A 20,623-nucleotide genomic window follows, 5' to 3' on the forward strand; every position below is an offset into this window, starting at 1 on the left:
TTGCGCGCGAAAACAAGAAGCGGCAAAGGGCGCTGGGCAATGTCAGACGATCACGAGTTTCTGCGGAATTCCGTCATCATCGGCGCCCACCCCGACGACGAACTGCTGTGGTTCACCTCGATCCTGAAAAAGGTCGACGAGGTCATCATCCTTTATCGCGATATCTGGTCGGAGCCGCAGATGGGCGACGCCCGCGTTGCCGCCATCAAGGCCTATCCCCGCGGCAACGTCCGGTTCCTCGAGATGGAGGAGACCGGCTCCTTCGACTGCGCCGATTGGACGAGCCCGAAGCCTGGCCCCTACGGCATGGAGTTCGGAACCGAAGGCACGCGTCGCGAGGCCAAGCGCGTGGTGAAGAAATCGCTGTCGCAACTGATGCCCGGCAGCTTCCGCCACTCGACGCGGCCGATCGCCCAGGCCTACCGTGAAAACTACGAAACGCTCTATCGCACGCTGCAGCCGCGGTTGAAGCCCGACATGAACGTCTTCACCCACAATCCCTGGGGCGAGTACGGTCACGAGGATCATGTGCAGGTGTTTCGCGTGCTCGACCGGCTTCGCGACGAAATCGGCTTCAAGCTCTGGATGTCGAACTATTGCACCGAACGCTCGATGCCGCTGGCGATGCAGTATTTTAGCCGCAAGCCGGTCAACTACATCAGGCTGCCGGCCGATAAGGCCTTCGCCGAGGAGGTTGCCGCCGTCTATCGCGACAAGGGCTGCTGGACCTGGCGCAATGACTGGATCTGGTTCGACGACGAATGTTTCATGGAAGCCCCACGCAGCAAACCCGAGGGCGGCGGCTTTCACCTGTTGCCGATGAACCTGTTCAATTTCGGCACCGTCGTGCGCCGACCGGTCAACGCGCCGCTGCTTTTGGGCGCCGCCCTTTCAAGCGTCATGGTCGGCGCCACCATCGCCGCTGCGCTGGAATGAAGATAGGCCGCGTCTTTCGACGCGGCCATTTTCTTAACTTGACGATTGGTACCGCCCCTCATCCGCCTGCCAGCACCTTCTCCCCGCCAGCGGGGCGAAGGTAGCAAGCCGGGCCGGCACCGCACCCATCAACGCCGATGTTCGGCGAAAGCGTCGCTCCCAACGGCTCTCTCCCCGCTGGCGGGGAGAGATGTCCGGCAGGACAGTGAGGGGCAAACCTTAGCTCGGGGCGCGAGCGTTCCCCTACTCGCCGCCGCCGAGCGAATGCACGAACACGGCAAGCTGCTTGACTGTGGTGTCGCCGAGGCGTGGCAGCCAGGCCGGCATGACGCCGTGCTTGGGCGCCTTCATCTGCGCGACGATTGCCTGCTCGCTTGAGCCATTGAGCCAGAGCGCATCGGCAAGATCCGGCGCGCCGAACTCGCGATTGCCCTTGGCGTCGGCGCCGTGGCACGAGGCGCAATTGGCCTCGAACAGCGCCTTGCCCGGTTCGACCAGCGCCGCATCCGAAGGCGTGCCGGTGAGGCTGACGACATAGGCGGCGGTCTGCTTGATCTCTTCCGGCTTGAGGATCTCGGCAAAGGACGGCATTTCGGAGACGCGCGTCTCGTCGTCGCCGGTATAGCGGATGCCGTGCGCCACCGTCTGGTAGATCTCCTCAGGTTTGCCGCCCCACAGCCAGTCGTCGTCGTTGAGGTTGGGGAAGCCGGCCGAACCGGCGGCACCCGAACCGTGGCACTGGGCGCAGTTGACCTTGAAGGCCGAGGCGCCGGCCGCAACTGCGAACTGGTGAAGCTGCGGATCGGCGATGATCTGGTCGAGTGAGCTCGCGGCGATCTTTTCCAGATTGCCGGCCTGCGCCGCCTTGGCATCGGCAAGCTCGACGCTGAGTTCCGCACGGCTGGAGTAGCCGAGCACGCCCTTGGTCGCATCGGTTAGCAGCGGCACGGCCGGATAGACGATCATGTAACCGATCGCCCAGACGATGGTGGCGTAGAAGGTATAGACCCACCAGCGCGGCATCGGGTTGTTGAGCTCGCGGATCCCGTCCCATTCGTGGCCGGTTGTCTCGACGCCGCTGATCTCGTCGACATGTTTGTCCGACATGGATCAATCCTCCTTACGAGCGGAATGAGGAAAAGTGTTTTGCGGTTTTCCGCCCGCATTCCGCTCTGATTTCTGAGTCTCGATCACATCGTGATCGAAGGGGATGGCTGCGGCCCGATCGGCGGCCTTCTTGGCGCCGGGCCTAAAGATGAAGGCGACGACGCCGAGGAAGAAGAGCGTCATGGCAAGCAGCGCCCAGCTGTCGGCGAACTGGCGCATGGCCGTGTAGGTTTCCATGTCCGTGCCCTCCCTTAGCGATAGCCCGTGGTGTCGTCGTAGGTGGAGAAGTCGACCAGCGTGCCGAGCATCTGGAGATAGGCGACGAGCGCGTCCATCTCCGTCAGCTTCTGCGGATCGCCGTCGAAATCGCCGAGCTTGGCCTTGGGATAGCGCGCCTCGACACCCGACGTGTCCGCATTCGGGTCGGCCTGCGCCTTGATGTCGGCGGCGGCGTTCTCGATCATCTCGTCCGAATAGGGCACGCCGACGGCCCTGTTGGCCTTCAGCTGTCCGGCGACGTTCCTCACGTCGAGCGGCGTCGACTTCAGGAACGCATAGCTCGGCATCACCGATTCCGGCACCACCGAGCGCGGCTCGGTCATATGCTGCACGTGCCACTCGTTCGAATAGCGGTCGCCGACGCGGGCGAGATCCGGCCCGGTGCGCTTCGATCCCCACTGGAACGGATGGTCGTACATGGATTCTGCCGCCAGCGAGTAGTGCCCGTAGCGCTCCACCTCGTCGCGGAACGGCCGGATCATCTGGCTGTGACAGACGTAGCAGCCTTCGCGAACGTAGATGTCGCGGCCCGCGAGTTCCAGCGGCGAATAGGGCCGCATGCCTTCGACCTTCTCGATGGTGTTTTCGAGATAGAACAGCGGCGCGATTTCAACGATGCCGCCGATCGAGACGACGAGAAGCGAGCCGACGAGCAGCAGCGTTGCGTTGCGTTCCAGGGTGGCGTGTTTGTCGAGAATGGACATGGGTACTGCCCTCCTATTCCGCAGCCTTGAGCACGGGCGTCGAACCGAAGATCGGGGCTTCGTCACGCACGCGGCCGAGGATGGTCATTGTTACGTTGAAGGCCATGAGCAGAGCGCCGGCGAGGAACAGGGCACCGCCCAGCGCACGCAGCACGTAGTAGGGCAGCATGGCCGCGACCGATTCCGCGAAGGAATAGACGAGGAAACCCTGGTCGTCGTATTCGCGCCACATCAGGCCCTGCTGGATACCGGCAACCCACATGACAGCGGCGTAGACGACGATGCCGAGCGTGGCGAGCCAGAAGTGCCAGTTGACCATGCGCACGCTATAGAGCCGCTCGCGGTTCCACAGCTTCGGCGTGAGGTAGTAGATGGCGCCGAAGGTGATCAGTCCGTTCCAGCCGAGCGCACCCGAATGCACGTGGCCGATCGTCCAGTCGGTATAGTGACTGAGCGAGTTGACCGTCTTGATCGACATCATCGGACCCTCGAAGGTCGCCATGCCGTAGAAGGCGACGGCCATGACCATCATGCGGATGATCGGGTCGGTGCGGATCTTGTCCCAGGCGCCCGAGAGCGTCATCAGGCCGTTGATCATGCCGCCCCAGGACGGCATCCACAGCATGATGGAGAAGACCATGCCGAGCGTCTGCGCCCAGTCCGGCAGAGCCGTATAGTGCAGGTGGTGCGGACCGGCCCAGATGTACATGAAGATCAGCGACCAGAAGTGAATGATCGACAGGCGGTAGGAATAGACGGGGCGGTTGGCCTGTTTCGGAATGAAGTAATACATCATGCCGAGGAAGCCGGCCGTCAGGAAGAAGCCGACGGCGTTGTGGCCGTACCACCATTGCGTCAGCGCGTCCTGCACGCCGGCAAAGGCCGAATAGCTCTTGGAGCCCAGGAACGACACCGGAACCGCCAGGTTGTTGACGATGTGCAGCATCGCGATGGTGACGATGAAGGCGAGATAGAACCAGTTCGCCACATAGATATGCGGCTCCTTGCGCACCAGCAGCGTGCCGAGGAACACGGCGAGATAGGCGACCCAGACGATCGTCAGCCACAGGTCGACATACCATTCCGGCTCCGCATATTCCTTCGACTGGGTGATCCCCAGCAGATAGCCGGTGGCGGCCAGGACGATGAAGAGCTGGTAGCCCCAGAACACGAACCAGGCGAGATTGCCGCCGAACAGGCGCGCACGGCTGGTGCGCTGGACGATGTAGAACGAGGTCGCGATCAGCGCGTTGCCGCCGAAGGCGAAGATCACCGCCGAGGTGTGCAGCGGCCGCATGCGACCGAAGTTGAACCACGGCTCGATGTTGAGATCCGGAAAGCCCAGTTGGAGCGCAACCACGACGCCCACGAGGAAGCCGACGACACCCCAGAAGACGGTGGCGATGACGCCATACTTCACGACTTCGTCGAAATATTCCGACTGCGGTGCGGCCGCCTTGCCTGCTGACGCCGTGCTGAAGTCGAGGCGCCGCATCATAACGATCGTGCCGCCGAGCAGCACGAAGAACAGCACCCACATATGGGCTTCGAACTGCCGGTCCTGTGCGAATCCGGCGCCTAGAAGCGCCAGGAAAGCACCGACCCCGAGCAGGATCGTCTCGAAAGTGTATTTCATGGTTGGGTCCCCAACTTTATCCAGATGCAGACGCGTGCACACGCCTAAAGGCGGCATGCCCAGCGCAGCTTGCCGGAAAGTGTCAGAATCGGGGCACCCTCACCTTGATTCAGATCAAGGCCGGGGGCCTCCACTTGCTTCACCCTCAGGAAACAATGAGGGAGCGCCATAGGAGCTGGCGTCAGAACAGCATGAAGAGAACGAATGATAGTGGAATGATCCGGGTGTGGACGGGTTTGCGAGCGCGCCCTGCCCCGATGGGCGAACCGCGGGCCTGGCTGGCACGTGCGCATCAGGAACAGCTTGCGCTCTGCAACAGCCTGGAGGAAATCGCCGACAGCCTGCCGGCTGAAATCGACCGGCAGAAATGCGCCTATGCCGCCAAGATGCTGGAGCCGCTCATACGCGAACTGCATTCGGGCGAAGAGAGCGCGGTGTTTCGCTGGGTCGAGCAGAATTTCGGCGACGACCCGTCGATCGCGGCAACGCTCGCGCGGCTCAAATACGAACATTGCGAAGATGAGTGCTTTGCCGAAGAGCTCACGGAGATGCTGGTGAAGCTCGGCGCTGCCGACGAGAGCGTCAATGCGGAGACAGCCGGCTACATGCTGCGCGGCTTCTTCACCAATCTGCGAAGGCACATCGGCTTCGAGCAGGAATGTCTTCGCACGCTGCTTCCAGTCGACCCGGACATCAATTGAACGAACGGCGGCTCGAAAGGGCCGCCGTTTCTGTATCCGGCTCAACTGCATGTTTTCTTAAATCCTATTCGATTTAAGGAAACATGCAGCAATTCAAAGTGCTACAGCGACCTTTGTGCGTCCAATAAGACGCGCGGCGCTCTAGGCGACAGGGATCAGGCGGCGATGGCGCGGCGTCGGTCCGCATGCTCCTGGATCACCAGGATCGCACCGATGAGCTTGCCGTTGCTCGACATGCACGGCGTCAGCCGGCAGCGCACCACGACGGTTCGCGCGTCGACGGTCTTGGCGAAGGTATAGTCGACCACCTCGCCCGCAAAACAGCGATCGAGATAGCTCTTCACGCGCAGCTCGAAGCGCTGGATGCCAATGAATTCGACGATATGCCGACCGATGAGATCCATCGGGCGGCTTTCGAGATGGTTCGCGTTGAGCGGATTGGTATAGAGATACCGATAATCCGGCGTGATCACGGCGATGCGGTCAGGGAAGCTGTCGAGAATCGCCTCGTTGAGAAGCCCCTCGTCCGCCCGCCCCTTGTGTGGTGCAGCCGGCGTGCGCTCCAGTCGCAAGTCGGCAGCGTTGACCGCGCCCGTGGCTGCGAAATAGCGATTGATCAGCGACTGCAAAAGCTGCGAATGGCGCAGCACGCAGGAAATATCGTCGGCCTCGACGCGCAGAATATCGATCAGAAACTGGAACTGAAGGCGGGCATCTTCGACGCTCACGGCCTTCTCATCATAGACCGACTTCAAGATGGGATCGAGCTCGCGATCCAGAAGTCCGATCAGATGTTCGTCTGCTGTACGTACTGCATACTGCAGTTGTGAATACTTGAACCAGAACAGCTCAATCAGTGCGTTCAATTCGAAACCCCAATCCCCCACGGCCGAGGCCGCGCCGATGCACTTATATGACAGGCTTTGATGATGTAGATGCTGATCTACAGCGCCGCGCGTCTTATTAGACGCGCAAAGGTCGCTGTAGCACTTCGAATTACTGCATGTTTTTATTCCTAAATCGAATAGGATTTAAGGAAACATGCAGGCGTTGACGTTTCCCCCACATCCTCAGCGAAAACCACAAAGACTTGGCCACCCAAAGCGCTTGCAGTCTGCCCCTCGCAATACAACGGTGAGTTTACACTCATTACCGCCCCGTTCAACATCAGAAAGGGAAGCTTGCGGTTTCGAAACGACTTCAACGGCGCAAAGACGGCGATTTTCTCCAGCAAATGCCTTAGGCATAGACAAAAAGGGCGTTAATGCCTGCGGCGGCAACGCCTTTTGCGGTTCGAAGAGAATCAGTCTTACAGGTAGCGCTTGATGTGCCAGCGGTCGTGGTACCACAACCATTGCCCGGGATACTCCCTCACCCAGCTCTCCACCTTGTCGTTGAGAACCTGTGCCGTGGCGTTGACGTCGACAGCGCCATCGGGCTTGCGCGGAATGTCGATCGCCGGCTCCAGCTCCAGCCGAAAACGGTTGCCGGGCAGCCGGATGCAGCGGGCGGGATAGACCTCGCAATTGAACTGCCGCACGAGCTTGGCGAGCAGCGGGTTGGTCTGCACGTCCTGGCCGAAGAATTTGGTCTTCAGGCCCTTGCGGAATTTCTGGTCGACCAGAACGCCGACGCCGTTGCCGCGCTCTAGCTGGCGGGCGAGTGCGAAGGACGAACCCGCATGCGACGGCACGAGATTGCCCATGCGCTCCTTGCGGAACTCGAAGACCTTCTCGGCGACGTAAGGGTTGTTCGGCGGACGGAAGAGCACCGTCACCTCCAGCCCGAAGGCGGAGCCAGCGACCGGCAGCATCTCGAAATTGCCGCTGTGGGCGGTAAAGACGATAAAGGGTCGCGGGTTGTCGCGCAGCTCGAGAAAGAGCGGAACGCCGGAGACTTCGACGCGGCCGGGCTTGGTCGCCTCGGGATCGAAATCGAACAGCCGGTCGAGGAAGACATATTCCGCCGCCATGCGGCCCATATTGCCCCAGCTCTCCATGGCGATCGCTTCGATCTCGGCCTCCCGCTTCTCGGGAAAGGCGTTGCGCAGATTGGTCAGCGTCAGCTTGTGCCGGCTGGTCTTCGGGCCGATGAAGCGTGCGGCGCGATCCATGAAGCGGATCGCGCCGTCAGCCGGAAACAGCTTCAGGATCGTCAGAAGCAGAAAGACGAGTTGCGCAATCAGCCACTGCCGGAAATGATCCGCCGTCAGAACCAGCCGTGTGATCAGCATGCGCACGTGGATCAATCCATCTTCAGGATGATCTTGCCGAAGATCTGGCGCGATTCCATCCGCTCCAGTGCCCGGTCGATCTCGTCGAAACCGACCTGCGTATCGATGACCGGATGCACCAGGCCGCGCGCCATCTTCTGCATGGCGTTGGCCATGTTTTCCATGCGGCAGCCGAAGGAGCCGAGCAGCTTCAGCTGCTGCTGGAACAGCATCATCAGGTTCATGTCGGTCGACACACCGGAGGTCGAGCCGCAGGTGACCAGGCGGCCTCCCCGCTTCATGCAGAGCATTGAGCCGGCCCAGGTGTCCTTGCCGACGTGTTCGAACACGACGTCGACGCCCTTCTTCTTGGTGAGCTTGCGCACGACACCTTCGAAGCGGTCGGTGCGGTAGTTGATGACGTGATCGGCGCCGAGCGCCTTGGCCTTCTCGATCTTGTCGTCGGATCCGACGGTAGTGATAACCGTGCAGCCGATCTTCTTGGCAAGCTGGATTGCCGCCGAGCCGATGCCGGAGCCGCCGGCATGGACGAGAATGGTTTCGCCTGGCTCAAGCTTGGCGTTGTCGAACAGCATGTGCTCGACCGTGCCGAAGGTGACCGGTGCAAGCGCTGCGGCCACGGCATCGATGCCCGGAGGTGCCGGCACCAGCAGGCGTGCGGGAAGATTGATCTTCTCCTGCGCGAAGCCGTCGAGGTGGAAGCCATGCACGCCGCCCACATGTTCGCAGAGATTGTCGCGACCTTCGCGGCACGGGCGGCAGAGGCCGCAGGTGCGCGCGCCATAGATCGAAACGAGCTGCCCCGGAAGCACGCTTGAAACGCCCGGGCCGATGCTTTCGACCACACCGGCCGCCTCGGCGCCGATGACGAGCGGCATCTTGCGCTTGGCAAAGGCCATGCCGCGCCAGCCCCACACGTCGATGTGGTTGAGTGCGACGGCCTTGACCCGGAGCGTCACTTCGCCCGGGCCTGGCGCTTCCGGCTCGGGAACGTCGGTGATTTCGAGCTTGCGGTCATCGAGCAGTTGCAGGGCGCGCATGATCTTTCCTCTGCCTTGAGCGGCATCATTTCGTCTGAAGTTTCTGCGGCGTGCTTCCTTAGATCGGATCCGGTTCAAGGAAGCGTGCAGCAGGCTTAAAGCGTTACAGCGTCGCTTGCGCGTCATGTTCGACGCGCGGCGCTGTGACCGCCGACTTAGGCCGGCTCGGCGGTCATGACAAGGCTGGCGTTCTGTCCGCCGAAGCCGAAGGAGTTCGACAGCACGGCAGAGACCTGCTGGCTGCGCTTCACGTTCGGCACGACGTCGAGCACGATGGCCGGGTCGGGATTCTGGTAGTTGATCGTCGGCGGCAAGGTGCCGGTCAGCATCGTCTGGATCGAGAACACTGCCTCGACTGCGCCTGCAGCCGTCAGCGTGTGGCCGATCATCGACTTGTTCGACGAAACCGGGATCGACGGCAGATGTTCGCCGAAGACGGCCGACATCGACAGATATTCCATCTTGTCGTTTTCCGGCGTCGAAGTGCCATGGGCGTTGATGTAGCCGATGCCACCTTCGTCGATGCCGGCGTCGGCAAGGGCCGCGCGGATCGTCGCGATCGCCGGGCCGCCATCGGGCGACGAGCGCGTGCGGTGGAAGAGATCGGCCTTCTCGCCGCACCCCTTCAGGATGCCGTAGACACGGGCGCCACGAGCGACCGCTGCTTCCAGCGATTCCAGCACCAGGGTTGCCGCGCCTTCGGCGATGACGAAGCCGTCACGGTCCTTGGTGAAGGGCTTGGAGGCCTTTTCCGGCGGGTCGTTCTGGGTCGACAGCGCCGAGAGCAGCGCAAAGCGGATCAGCGCCTCGGCACTGACCGAACCGTCGGTCGCGACTGTCAGCGCGCGATCGGTGCGGCCCTGGCGAATGGCCTCGACGCCGAGCTGGATTGCAGTTGCGCCCGAGGCGCAGGCCGTCGACAGCGTCACCGGCAGGCCGCGGGTGCCGAAGCGATCGGCCAGGCGTTCGGAGATCGCGCCGAAAAGCACGGCCTCGTGAAACACCGGATCGGCCTTCTCGCGCATCGCGGCAAGGAAGCGATTGTAGGCGTCGCCCGGCTGGGTCGACGGTGGCGAGCGGTCGGCCAGTTCAAAGCGCGCGCTCCATTCCGGCTCGATCGGCGGAGCGGCGAGAAACAGCGGGCCGTTGAAATCGCCGGAAAGACCGGCCTGCGCCAACGCCTCAAGCGTCGTTTCGCGCGCCATGGCGTAGGAGCGCTCGACCGAATTGGCCGCCGGGACCTCGATGAAATCGACCATGCCCGAAATGCGCGTGTTCAGGCCTTCCGTCGGGAAACGGGTGATCTTGCGGATGCCGGAGACGCCGCCGGTCAGCGCCGCCCAGTTGTCTTCGAGACCCTGGCCGAGCGAGGTGATGACGCCCATGCCGGTGACGGCGACGATCGGACGACCGAGATGATCCTTGTAAGCGTTGCTCATCAATCGTTCCTCTTATTCGGCCGAAAGGACCGCGACGCCTTCGCCGCGTGAATGACCAATGGTCGTCACGACCGCCGTTCTGGCGCCCGCCGTCATCGGTTTTTCGAAGCTTGCGTCGAAAGCCGGAACCTTGGCGCCGTGGCCGAGCGCCAGTGCGGCAAGCGCGAGGCCCGCCGGAAACTGCGCTTCGATGCTGTGGCCGACAAGCCCGCCATAGGCGCGCACCGGCGCGCCGGCGAGCTTTGCTTCCAGAAAGGTCTTTTCGTGGGCAACGAGATCATGCAGGCCCGAGGTGCCGGAGAAGACCACTGTCTGCGCCGGATCGAGCGTTTCGGCCGGTTTTGCCAGATCGGCAAGGCGCGCCTCCAGCTTGCCGTCGCTGCGGCTGCCACGGTCGCTGCCGATCGCGTCGATCGTGGCATAGATGCGGGCGCCTCGGGCTTCGGCATATTCGCGCGATTCCAGCATCAGGAAGGCGCCGACGGAACCGAGGATCATTCCGCCGCCATCCTGGCGCTTGCGCGACCAGATCGGCTGCCAGTCGCCGACCGTCTGCGCCTGGATGGCCTCCGTCATCAGCATGATGTCGAGACGTTCGGCCGAAAATGCGCCGCCCGCCAGCGTATGTGTCGACTGTCCCGCCTTGATGCGGAAGAACGCCGTTTCGATCGCCGAAATGCCGGCCGCCTCTTCGCCCATGAAGGTGCGCGACGATCCCGTCACCTTGTGCACGATCGAGATGTTACCGGCGAGAAGGTTGGAGAGCTGGGCGAGGAACAGCGTCGGGCGCAGTTCGGTCGTCAGCTTCTCGTTCAGCAGCTGCTCGCGGTCGTTGCGCTTCAGCGCCTCGTCGACGATCAGCGAATCGACATTGATGTCGCGCTCGCCGCCGCCGGCGGCCACGATCATGTCCATGCTGCCGCAGGCGTCGAGATTGTCCTTGAGGCCGGCGTCGTCGAGCGCCAGGCCTGCTGCAAACACGCCGAGGCGCTGCCAGTTTTCCATCTGGCGCTGGTCGCCACGCTTGGCGATCTGCTGCGACCAGTCGATCTGCGGCAGCGGATGCACCGGATAGGGCTTGAACTTTTCGGCCTCGACGCGTGGCTCCGGCGCCTCGGCCGCGTTCAGAAACGCCACATGCGGCTCGACGCCGACACCCTGGCTTGTGACGATACCGACGCCGGTGATCACCACGTCGTTTGCGGATTTGCTCATCTTCACTTCTCCGAAGCGGCATCCGCCGCAAGTGCCGTCATCAGGCCCACCTCGTCGGCGCGCCTGCGCACGATATCGCCGAGCGGCACCTGATCGAACGGCATCGTTCTGAGTTTCAATTGTGCGTCACAGACCTTCTTGCCCGCAGACGTGATCTTCGCCTTGGTGACGGCGAAACCGGAGCCATCGTGCTCGAGGAAGGCTTCGATATCGAGTTCTGCCGACGGCTCGACGAAGGCCCGCATCTTGGCGCCATCGACCGACATCAGAAACGGCATTGCCGCGAAATTGGTCGCGGCCAGCACCAGAAATCCCGAAGCCTGCGCCATCGTCTCGATCAGAAGCACACCCGGCACCAGCGGATAGCCTGGAAAGTGGCCCTCGAATACCGGGCTCTTTTCGGGAACGACGGATCGCGCCGTCAGCCGGCCAGCCGACAGATCGACCGTTTCGACACGATCGATCATCTGGAAGTATTCAAGGAGCATGGAGGCTCACCCCGTTTGGTTTCGGGCTCAAGTAAAAACGCCAATGCCGCCTGTCAAGCGCGAGGCGCGACCGGCGGCATTGGAAATCGAGTGGAAAGGCTTGAACCTTGGCCCGATCAGGCCTTGGCAGCCCGCAGCTCGTCGATCTTGGCGCAGAGGTTCTTGAGCACGAAGTATTCTTCGGTCGAAACCTTGCCTTCGTTGACTTCCTGCGTCCACTGTTCCAGCGGAATCTTGATACCGAAATCCTTGTCGATCGCAAAGACGATGTCCAGGAAGTCCAGGCTGTCGATGCCGAGATCGTCGATCGTGTGGCTTTCCGGCGTAATCGTCTCGCGATCTATCTCGCTCGTTTCAGCGATGATGTCGGCAACCTTGTCGAATGTAGCAGTCACGCGCATACCTCTTTATTATTTTATTCCGAGTCTCGGCGATCCTATAGGTAAATGCGCCGCAAAAGCCAATGGCCTTGATGGCAACCTCTGCGATTTGAAATGCGGTGTTGCTAAACGGCGACCGAATGGCGCCCCCGTCCTGACTGAAGATGAGTGTCGAAAATGGCCGCCACCGACCGGGCAAACGGCCGGCCGCGTTCGGTAAGGCTGAAGACGCCGTCCTCGATCGTCGTCAGCCCGTCCACATCCCTTGCGCGCCAGAGCTTTGCCTCCTCGACGACCGCTCCGGCGAGTTCAGGAAACTCCGCCTTGATTCGCGAGAACGAGAAGGCGAAATCGCACATGATGGATGCGATCACCCGCGCCCGCAGGCGATCATCAGGCGTCAGCATGTAGCCGCGCATCGCGGCCAGGCCTGCGTTCTCCACCTGGCGCAGATATTCGCCGGTTGCCGGCATATTCTGCACATAACCTTGACGGAACTGGCCGATCGCCGAGGCGCCAAGACCGATCAGGGTTTCGGCGCTGTCACATGTATAGCCCTGGAAATTCCGGCGCAGGCGCCCTTCCCGGTTGGCAACGGCCAGACTGTCGCCGGGCCTGGCGAAATGGTCGATGCCGATCGCCTCGTAGCCGGCGGCAACAAGCATGTCGGCCGCCCGGCTCATCTGGGCAAAACGTTCGACGATACCTGGCAGGCTCTCGTCTGATATCATCGACTGGTGCTTCTTCATCCACGGCACATGGGCATAGCCGAAGAGCGCGACGCGATCCGGCGCCAGCGACACGACGGCGTCGATCGTTGCCTCCAGCGACGACAGGCTCTGGTAGGGCAAGCCGTAAAGCACGTCGCAATTGACCGAACCCACGCCGCGGGCTCGCGAAGCCTCGATCGCATCACGCGTCTGCTCATAGGTCTGGATGCGGTTGATCGCCTTCTGTACCACGGGGTCGAAATCCTGGACGCCGAAGCTCGCCCGCGTCATGCCGATCGCTGCCAGCGCGTCGTGGCGCGCCGCGTCGAGGTCGTTCGGGTCCATCTCGATGCTGATTTCGCAATCGCTGGAAAATTCGAAGTGACTGCTGAAGGCGCGCTTGAGCGCGATCAGATCGTCCGGCCTGACCAGTGTCGGCGATCCGCCGCCCAGATGCAGCGCCGTGACCTTCGCTTGGCGGTTCACCCGCCCGCCGATCGTGGCGATTTCGCGGTGCAGTCCGTTCAGGTAGCTCGCCACCGGCTCGTAGCGTAACGTCTGCTTGGTGTGACAGGCACAGAACCAGCACAGCCGGTCGCAATAGGGCACATGGGCGTAAAGCGACAGCGCCTCACCCGGCCCGATGGCCTCTAGCCAGGACTGGTACTCAGCCTGACCGACCGCCTCCGAAAAATGCGGCGCGGTGGGGTAACTGGTATAGCGCGGCACGGGGCTCGCATATTTCAGGATCAGAGCGTCGTCCATCGGTCTCTCCGTCAAGATGGCAAACGCATAGGACGGATGGGAAAGCACGCCGTTGATTTTGATCAAGCCGTCGAATTAACACGTTAAAATTGACAATGCTCAATTCAACATGAGACATTGTTTCGCGCTTCCGGAATTAGCACCTGTCAACTCTTGATTTAACCGCCCGCATCCTCTTTGGTCCCTCGAACAAACCCGATGCAGGGAAGAAAGATTTGCAGATCGTGACCGAACATCGCCGCAAGGATATCCACAATTCGGACATTCCAGCCGTCTGTGCTGCCTGCGAGGCGCGCCACGGCGGCGTCTGCGGCACGCTGACTGCTGACCAGCTTCTCGACCTCAGCCGGCATTCGACCCGCAGGCGTGTCGAACCCGGTCGCGAGGTCGTCGGCCAGGGCGAAATGACTGACAGCTACGCCAACATCATCAGCGGCGTCGTCAAGCTGAGCAAGGTTCTCTCCGACGGACGCCAGCAGATCGTCGGCCTGCAGTTCGCTCCCGATTTCATGGGCCGGCCGTTCACGCGTGAAAGCGCGCTGACCGCCGAAGCGGCGATCGACACCGACATCTGTTCGTTCCCGCGCAATGTCATCGAGCGGCTCGTTGCCGATGCGCCGGGCCTTGAACACCGCCTGCACGAACAGGCGCTGAAGGAACTGGACGAAGCGCGCGACTGGATGCTGACGCTCGGCCGCAAGACCGCGCAGGAAAAGGTGGCGAGCTTTCTCTATATCATCGCCACTCACATCGATCCGGAAAACGGCACGGCAACAGCATTCGATCTGCCACTGTCGCGCGCCGATATCGCCGACTATCTCGGCCTGACGATCGAGACCGTCAGCCGGCAGGTGACCAAGCTGCGCAAGGACAATGTCATCCACATCGAAAACAGCCGTCACGTCACCGTGCCAAGCATGGACCGGTTGATGCAGGTGGCCGGCATCGACTGAGTCCGCCGTCCAAGGTTCAGCGCGTTTCCGCTTTAAAGAAGTCGCGGAAAACCGCTGCGCACTTCTCCGGGAAATGCTCTATCTCTTTGTTTTATGCATTCTCCGACGGAAAACCGCTCCGCACTTTTCCTGGAAATGCTTTTAACGCGTGATGACGATGCGCGTGTTTTTCAGCCCGTGTTCACGGGCAAGCGCGAAGAACTCCGCGGCATTGTTGGGATGCAACCGCACGCATCCGTGTGAGGCAGGGCGGCCCAGGAGCTTGACATCATAGGTCGCGTGAACAGCATAGCCACCGTTGAAGAACACGGCGTAAGGCATTGGCGCATCATCATATTTTTTCGAGCGATGATTGCGCGAAAGCCACTTGGCCTTCCAGCTCCCCTTCGGCGTGACATAGCCCTTGCGCGCGGTGGAAACCTTCCAGCGATACATCACGACGCCGTTCTGCTTTACCACCATCGTCTGGGAGGAGAGGCTGATCTTGGCAACGAGATTGGCGGCGTTCAGCGGCTGAACGGAAAACTGCATCAGAACGGCAATCACCACAATCAGGGATGTGTGTCGCATGCTTCACTCCCCGCGTGTGAAACCTCGACTGCATGCCTCCGATCAGCGGAGAAAATCCCGCAGCAGGCTTCAGGCGCGTTGCAGCATCCTTTGCGCGTCATATTTGACCCGCAAGGCCGCAATCAGTGGAACCAAACGTCCGCAGAGAATAACCGGCCCGTAATGTTGCAAGTTTAATACATATGGAAAGAAAAGTCTTAATGCCAAGATCAACTTGCCGTGGATACGCGGTAGAAACCGATCAAATCATGGCGATCAGAAGAACAGCCAAGGTCATTGCCGAACAAGCACCATAGAATACAGCGATACCGGCGTCGATGTCTTCGCTTTCGGCAACGGCGCGGCCAGGCCCATTGATCATCGGTTCGCTGACCATGACCCCGCCATAGACGCGCGGACCCGCTAGCTGCAGGTCCAGCGCGCCGGCCATCGCCGCTTCCGGCCAACCTGAGTTGGGGGAGCGGTGCAGGCCGTGATCGCGAAACGCCACTCCGATCGCATCGGCCGCCGCGGGGCGCCCACGATGCAGCCAGGCGCCGGCAGCGATCAACAGGACGGATAGTCTCGCTGCCGGCAGGTTGGCGACATCGTCGAGCCGGGCGGAGGCCCAGCCGAAATTGAGGTATTTCGGCGATTTGTGGCCGATCATCGAATCGGCGGTGTTCAGCATCTTGTAGGCGAGCAGCCCGGGAAGACCGGCAACCGCATACCAGAAGGCAGGCGCCACCACCCCATCGGAAAAGTTCTCGGCAAGGCTTTCGATCGCGGCGCGGCAGACGGCGGGCGCATCGAGCGTCTTCGGGTCGCGCCCGACGATCATCGACACGGCGTTTCGGCCGCCTTCCAGCCCCCCCAACCGCAAGCCTTCGGCAACGCGCCGGACATGATCGCCAAGGCTCTTCTGCGCCAGGAACACCGCAACGACGACAGCCTCGAGCAGGTAGCCGATGGGGGCCATCACCGAGAACAAGCGGTGCAGGATGCTGCCGGCAAGCACGCTGGCAAGCAGCAGCACGCCGATCGTCAGGATACCGCGTATTTTCAGGGCGCCGGCACCGAGGCTCTCATGCCTGTTCAGCGCCCCATCAAAAACCGCGATCGCCTTGCCGAAAAACACCACGGGATGCGGCAGGCGTGACCAGAGCCAGTCCGGATCACCGACGACACGATCAAGCAGCAGGGCAGCCACAAGGATGAGAAGAATCTCGCTCGACACTCAGTACTCCCCTGGGCGCAACGCGTCCCCAGGGCGCAACGCGTCCCCAGGGCGCAACGCGTCCCCAGGGCGCAACGCGTCCCCAGGGCGCAACGCGTCCCCAGGGCGCAACGCGTCCCCACGGCGCAGGGCGTCCGCCAGTCGCCGGTCACCTTCCGCATCGGGCGCAAGCCCGATCCTGAGCCAGCGAGAATCGTAGTCGAATTTGCGCGTCAGGATCTGCGCCTCGCAGAGATGACGGTGCAAGGCATGGGCATCGGCATGTTCCACCAGCACGAACAGCCCGGTTCCACCGATGCGCTTGAGACCGGCCTCATCAAGAACCGCATCGAGCCCGGCGCGACGCTCAAGAATGCCCGCGGCGATCGCTTGCGTATCGCCGGACATCAATGCCTTGGAGATAACCAGCGCCGGCCCGGACACTGCCCAGGGGCCGAGCCACTCACGAAATGCATCGAGCACGGTATCGGCTGCCACGACGAAGCCCAGGCGCAGGCCAGCCAGACCGAAGAATTTCCCGAAGGAGCGGAAGACGATGAGATTGTCGTGGGCGCCGACTTGGCCGGCGACACTGAAGTCCGGCTCCAGATCGCCGAAGGCCTCGTCGACGACCAGCACGCCGCCATTCGCCGCCATCGTCGCCGCCATCGCCAGGATTCCTGCCGGCTGGAAGGCGCGGCCGGTCGGGTTGTTGGGGTTGACCACAACTGCAAGGCCGTGGTCGACGCCAAGATCCTCGGCACGCTCCACCCGATCGACGGCAAAGCCTGCCGCGGCCAGCACGCGTGCGTATTCGCCATAGGTCGGGCCGAAGACCGCGACGCGGCGACCGGTAGGAACCAGCCGCGGCAACAGCTGGATCACCGACTGGGTGCCGGGAACCGGCAAGGGCTGGATACCATCGGTTCGGTAGTAGCTGGCGGCGGCAGCGCGCGCGCCATCGATCGTCAGTTTGTCGGGCAGCCGGTGCCAGGCCTGCTGCGGCACCGGCGGCAATTCGACCGGGCGCGGATTGATGCCGGTCGACAGGTCAAGCCAGTCCTCGAAGCGGCCGCCGAAACGGGCAGCGGCTTCGGTGACGCCGCCGCCATGCACGATCGGCGCGCTCATGGCCTGCCCGCAATATCGATGAGATGCATGAACGAGCCGGCGACATTATCGCGCTTCAAACCCGCCTGCCCCAGATCTACGCTGGCGGCATCGCTGACGGAAAACAGCCGATCGGCTGCCCCTTCCGAGACGATGGTCGCATAGTGGAATTCGTGCGCCGTCATGGGTCCATCGAAGAATGTGTTGTCGAGGGGCACGACGCGGCGGTAGCCGAGGTGCCGCCTGCGCTCGGCAAAACTTGTGGTGAGCGGCAGCAGGCCGAGCATTTCGTAGCGCGCACCGTCGGCCGCGACAAGCCCCTCGCCCAGCACCATGTAGCCGCCGCACTCGCCGAAGATCCGCGCGCCACGCCTGGCCGCCGTCCCGATACCGGATCGGAAGGCTGCCGCCGCCTGCAGGCGTCCAGCATGAAGCTCGGGATAGCCGCCCGGCAGATAGACCGCATCGGCCGCCACGTCCGGGCCTTCGTCGGCAAGTGGCGAAAAGAAGGAGATTTCCGCCCCGGCGCGGCGCCAGCCGAAGAGCAGGTGTTCGTAGCAGAAGGCGAAGGCCACATCCCGTGCCACGGCGATATGCTGGCCGAGCGGTTTGAACCGGGTGACCTCGGCCATCACCCGCTCTTCCGGTGAAAGTGCTGACGCAGCGCGGATCGCGTCGAGATCGCAGGTCGCCTCGACCCGGTCCGCCGCATAGTCGATGAAAGTTTCAAGCGTGCCGTGTTCTCCTGCCTGCACCAGGCCGAGGTGCCGCTCGGGCAGCTTCAGGGCACCATCCTGCCGCAGCACGCCGAAGACAGGCATGGCCACGCGCGTCAGCGCATCGCGCAGCATCATCTCATGCCGATCGCTGCCGACCTTGTTGAGAATGACGCCGGCAACGCGGATATCTTTGCGGTGATCGGCATAACCGCGCACCAGTGCCGCCACCGAATGCGACATGCGGGCACAATCGACCACCAGGATGACGGCGAGATCGAGTGCCGCGGCAAGATCGGCCGGCGCACCGCTGCCGTCGGCGGCACCGTCATGCAGGCCCATCATCGCCTCGACGACGAGCGTGCGCCCATCGGCGGCGTAGGCCGCATTTGTCGCGAGAAGCGCGGGGCGCATGGCCCAAGGGTCATAGTTGAGGCAGGGCTCGCCGCTCGCCGCGGTATGAAATGCCGGGTCGATATAATCAGGACCTGCCTTTCCCGGCGCGATCGCCATGCCGCGCCGTCGCATGGCGCGCATCAGCCCGAGTGTCACCGTGGTCTTGCCGGAGCCCGAACAGGGCGCGGCGATCAGCAATCCGCTCATGCGGGATCCCTGAGCCCGCGGCTTGCAAGAGGATCGGCCACAAGCTGCCGCCCATCAAGCGCCCCGATCCAGTCGAGCGACGCCCGCAGGCGCACGACCTCGCCGACGACGACGATCGCCGGCGGCTCCAGACCGGAAGCGATAACATCGGCTTCGGCGCGCGCCAGCGTCGTTTCGAGCACCGTCTGCTCCGGCGTTGCCGCATTGCAGACGAAGGCCACCGGCTCTTCCGGCGAGCGCCCGGCACCAATGAGATTGGCGGCGATGGCGCCGATATGTTTCATCGCCATGTACATCACGATCACGGGCGAGCCCGAGGCAATGCCTTGCCAATTGATGCGGTCCGGCACTAGGCCGGAGGAGTCGTGACCGGTCAGGAACGTGACGGCGTGGTTGACCTCGCGGTGGGTGACGGGAATGCCGGCATAGGCAAGCCCACCAATCCCGGCAGTAATGCCCGGCACGATGCGAAACGGGATGCGGTTTTCGACCAGCGTCAGCGCCTCCTCGCCACCCCGCCCGAAGACGAAGGGATCGCCGCCCTTGAGACGCAGGACGCCCTGGCCGGCGCGCGCCAGCTCGACGAGCCGGAGAGAAATATCGCGCTGTTTCGGCGAAGGCTTGCCACCGCGCTTGCCGGCAAACTCCAGCACGGCGCCCGGCCGGGCGAGCTTCAGGCAGTCCTCGTTGACCAGCGCGTCGTGAACGATGACATCCGCCTGCCGCAGCGCATTGGCGGCATGAAGCGTCAGCAGGCCGGGGTCGCCCGGGCCAGCGCCGACGAGCCAGACGGTACCGGGCTCAAGCGCAGGCAGGCCGGAAAAAATCGTGTCGTTCATGCCGTTTCTCCCGCCACGCGCTTAAAGCCTACCGCTGAACTGCCTTGGCACCGAGCGGATTCAGATTCACAGGAATTCCGCATAGTTATTTGAAATATCTTGCATATCTTTACCAAAACGCGATCCGAGAAATAGCTCATGATGCGGCCGCCAGGGTTGCCGGCATGATTGCCAGACGGTGATCGGCAGGCCCGGCAATCGCTGCCGTTGCATGTGAAGACGTGAGCTTGGCAACCAGCAACACGCTTGCCGAGCCGGCGCCGACAAGAGCGGCGCCCTCGGCAACACCGTGGCAGCCGGTATGGGCAAAGACAATCGCCGAGGGATTTTGCAGCCGGGGCGCTTCGGCTTCAAGCGTCGCCGCATCGAAGAAGCGTGCGGCCACGGCAAAGTGCTCGGCGGCAGCGTGGATCGCCGGCTCGCCGCGCCTCGCGTCGAGCGAGGCGACGAAGCCGATATCGGCTTTGTCAGCGCCGGCCTGCGCCAACGCCTTTTCGGCAAGCGCAATCACTTCATCAATCGGCGTGCCGCGCTCGCAGCCAAGACCGAGGACGAGTGGTCCCGGCGGTCGCCGCGCTATGCTGGATGATTTCATGGTCGACCTCGGCCCCCTTCGCGGCAATCCACACGAAGCGCCGCCCGGCTCAAATCCCGGGTCGGTCTGGACAGCACCGATTCCAGCCCCCTGCCTGGGTCGGCCGCATCGGACGCTCTTTCAGTCCGCCAGAAGCGGACGCCGTCGCACATCCGTCATTTTTACCGGAGGCAACCGCACGGGTCAAACCGGATTGCGCCATCGCCATGTCGCGTTTGACGAAACCCACCACTCGCCTTCGGCGCGCGCATACCGCCAGAACCGGCAATCGACGGAAGACAGCAAACGCCCATCCGAGTACCCATAGTCTCAGAATAAGACACTGATTTCTTGAGAGAATTCTCATCTTGCGACGAGCATCGCAGATGCACCACGACAGAAGGCTTTGCATTTCGCCGCGGCCTCTGAC

General features: G+C 62.6%; 20 protein-coding genes and 1 pseudogene. 3 read left to right on the forward strand and 18 right to left on the reverse strand.

The window, feature by feature from the left end; translation table 11 throughout:
• Positions 1–39: 39 nt before the first annotated feature.
• Positions 40–936, forward strand: a complete 897-nt coding sequence (locus tag ASD00_RS21575) for a hypothetical protein (RefSeq protein WP_025427348.1) — start codon at positions 40–42, stop codon at positions 934–936.
• Between the two features lie 243 nt (positions 937–1,179).
• On the opposite strand, the gene ccoP is transcribed toward ASD00_RS21575, so the two are convergent.
• The 4 genes and pseudogenes from ccoP to ccoN all read right to left on the reverse strand — a co-directional run bounded on the left by ccoP (position 1,180) and on the right by ccoN (position 4,662).
• Positions 1,180–2,043, reverse strand: coding sequence for a cytochrome-c oxidase, cbb3-type subunit III (gene ccoP, locus ASD00_RS21580; RefSeq protein ID WP_025427349.1), 864 nt, complete (start codon positions 2,041–2,043; stop codon positions 1,180–1,182).
• An 87-nt stretch (positions 2,044–2,130) separates the two neighbouring features.
• Positions 2,131–2,280 (reverse strand): annotated as a pseudogene (locus ASD00_RS41845) (cbb3-type cytochrome c oxidase subunit 3); the annotation flags it as partial.
• Between the two features lie 14 nt (positions 2,281–2,294).
• A complete protein-coding gene (gene ccoO / locus ASD00_RS21590) occupies positions 2,295–3,026 on the reverse strand; it encodes a cytochrome-c oxidase, cbb3-type subunit II (protein ID WP_025427351.1) in 732 nt (243 codons plus the stop codon).
• 13 nt (positions 3,027–3,039) lie between these two features.
• Complete coding sequence (ccoN, locus tag ASD00_RS21595; protein WP_025427352.1) at positions 3,040–4,662, reverse strand: cytochrome-c oxidase, cbb3-type subunit I; 1,623 nt, start codon at positions 4,660–4,662, stop codon at positions 3,040–3,042.
• A 215-nt stretch (positions 4,663–4,877) separates the two neighbouring features.
• Between ccoN and ASD00_RS21600 the strand changes: the two genes are divergently transcribed.
• Positions 4,878–5,363: a hemerythrin domain-containing protein gene (locus tag ASD00_RS21600; protein WP_025427353.1), complete on the forward strand. Its 486-nt coding sequence runs from the start codon at positions 4,878–4,880 to the stop codon at positions 5,361–5,363.
• Between the two features lie 155 nt (positions 5,364–5,518).
• Here the strand turns inward: ASD00_RS21600 and ASD00_RS21605 are convergent, their stop codons facing one another.
• The 8 genes from ASD00_RS21605 to hemN form a co-directional block, all read right to left on the reverse strand.
• Positions 5,519–6,229, reverse strand: coding sequence for a PAS domain-containing protein (locus ASD00_RS21605; RefSeq protein ID WP_025427354.1), 711 nt, complete (start codon positions 6,227–6,229; stop codon positions 5,519–5,521).
• Positions 6,230–6,672: 443 nt separating this feature from the next.
• On the reverse strand, positions 6,673–7,596 hold the full coding sequence (locus ASD00_RS21610) for a lipid A biosynthesis lauroyl acyltransferase (protein ID WP_038577074.1): 924 nt from the start codon (positions 7,594–7,596) through the stop codon (positions 6,673–6,675).
• An 11-nt stretch (positions 7,597–7,607) separates the two neighbouring features.
• Positions 7,608–8,636: a zinc-binding dehydrogenase gene (locus tag ASD00_RS21615; RefSeq protein ID WP_025427356.1), complete on the reverse strand. Its 1,029-nt coding sequence runs from the start codon at positions 8,634–8,636 to the stop codon at positions 7,608–7,610.
• A gap of 155 nt (positions 8,637–8,791) precedes the next feature.
• The gene (locus tag ASD00_RS21620; RefSeq protein ID WP_025427357.1) at positions 8,792–10,075 is read right to left on the reverse strand and encodes a beta-ketoacyl-ACP synthase; all 1,284 of its coding nucleotides are present in this window, start codon (positions 10,073–10,075) and stop codon (positions 8,792–8,794) included.
• Positions 10,076–10,087: 12 nt separating this feature from the next.
• On the reverse strand, positions 10,088–11,290 hold the full coding sequence (locus ASD00_RS21625; protein ID WP_025427358.1) for a beta-ketoacyl-ACP synthase: 1,203 nt from the start codon (positions 11,288–11,290) through the stop codon (positions 10,088–10,090).
• 2 nt (positions 11,291–11,292) lie between these two features.
• Positions 11,293–11,778, reverse strand: a complete 486-nt coding sequence (locus ASD00_RS21630; protein WP_057208732.1) for a 3-hydroxyacyl-ACP dehydratase FabZ family protein — start codon at positions 11,776–11,778, stop codon at positions 11,293–11,295.
• A gap of 116 nt (positions 11,779–11,894) precedes the next feature.
• Positions 11,895–12,179 (reverse strand): acyl carrier protein, encoded by a 285-nt coding sequence (locus ASD00_RS21635; RefSeq protein WP_107027602.1) that lies wholly within the window; start codon positions 12,177–12,179, stop codon positions 11,895–11,897.
• Positions 12,180–12,283: 104 nt separating this feature from the next.
• Positions 12,284–13,633: an oxygen-independent coproporphyrinogen III oxidase gene (hemN, locus tag ASD00_RS21640; RefSeq protein ID WP_057208758.1), complete on the reverse strand. Its 1,350-nt coding sequence runs from the start codon at positions 13,631–13,633 to the stop codon at positions 12,284–12,286.
• A 215-nt stretch (positions 13,634–13,848) separates the two neighbouring features.
• Here hemN and ASD00_RS21645 point away from each other — a divergent pair, with 215 nt between their 5' ends.
• Entirely contained in the window at positions 13,849–14,586 is a 738-nt protein-coding gene (locus ASD00_RS21645) for a Crp/Fnr family transcriptional regulator (RefSeq protein ID WP_051509171.1), read from the forward strand.
• 141 nt (positions 14,587–14,727) lie between these two features.
• Here the strand turns inward: ASD00_RS21645 and ASD00_RS21650 are convergent, their stop codons facing one another.
• The 6 genes from ASD00_RS21650 to ASD00_RS21675 form a co-directional block, all read right to left on the reverse strand.
• Positions 14,728–15,156 carry a L,D-transpeptidase gene (locus ASD00_RS21650; protein WP_057208733.1) on the reverse strand — a complete coding sequence of 143 codons (429 nt, stop codon included), beginning with the start codon at positions 15,154–15,156 and terminating at the stop codon, positions 14,728–14,730.
• Positions 15,157–15,397: 241 nt separating this feature from the next.
• Positions 15,398–16,372, reverse strand: a complete 975-nt coding sequence (gene cbiB, locus ASD00_RS21655; protein WP_025427364.1) for an adenosylcobinamide-phosphate synthase CbiB — start codon at positions 16,370–16,372, stop codon at positions 15,398–15,400.
• On the reverse strand, positions 16,373–17,482 hold the full coding sequence (gene cobD, locus ASD00_RS21660) for a threonine-phosphate decarboxylase CobD (RefSeq protein ID WP_082523668.1): 1,110 nt from the start codon (positions 17,480–17,482) through the stop codon (positions 16,373–16,375).
• On the reverse strand, positions 17,479–18,780 hold the full coding sequence (locus tag ASD00_RS21665) for a cobyrinate a,c-diamide synthase (protein ID WP_025427366.1): 1,302 nt from the start codon (positions 18,778–18,780) through the stop codon (positions 17,479–17,481). The genes cobD and ASD00_RS21665 overlap by 4 nt, the downstream gene beginning before the upstream one ends.
• Positions 18,777–19,619: a uroporphyrinogen-III C-methyltransferase gene (gene cobA / locus ASD00_RS21670; protein WP_057208735.1), complete on the reverse strand. Its 843-nt coding sequence runs from the start codon at positions 19,617–19,619 to the stop codon at positions 18,777–18,779. Before cobA ends, ASD00_RS21665 begins: the two co-directional genes overlap by 4 nt.
• Positions 19,620–19,755: 136 nt before the next feature.
• Complete coding sequence (locus ASD00_RS21675) at positions 19,756–20,214, reverse strand: cobalamin biosynthesis protein (RefSeq protein WP_025427368.1); 459 nt, start codon at positions 20,212–20,214, stop codon at positions 19,756–19,758.
• Positions 20,215–20,623: the final 409 nt, after the last annotated feature.

It is taken from the genome of Ensifer sp. Root31, from assembly GCF_001424825.1.
GTDB classification, from domain to species: Bacteria; Pseudomonadota; Alphaproteobacteria; order Rhizobiales; family Rhizobiaceae; genus Ensifer; species Ensifer canadensis.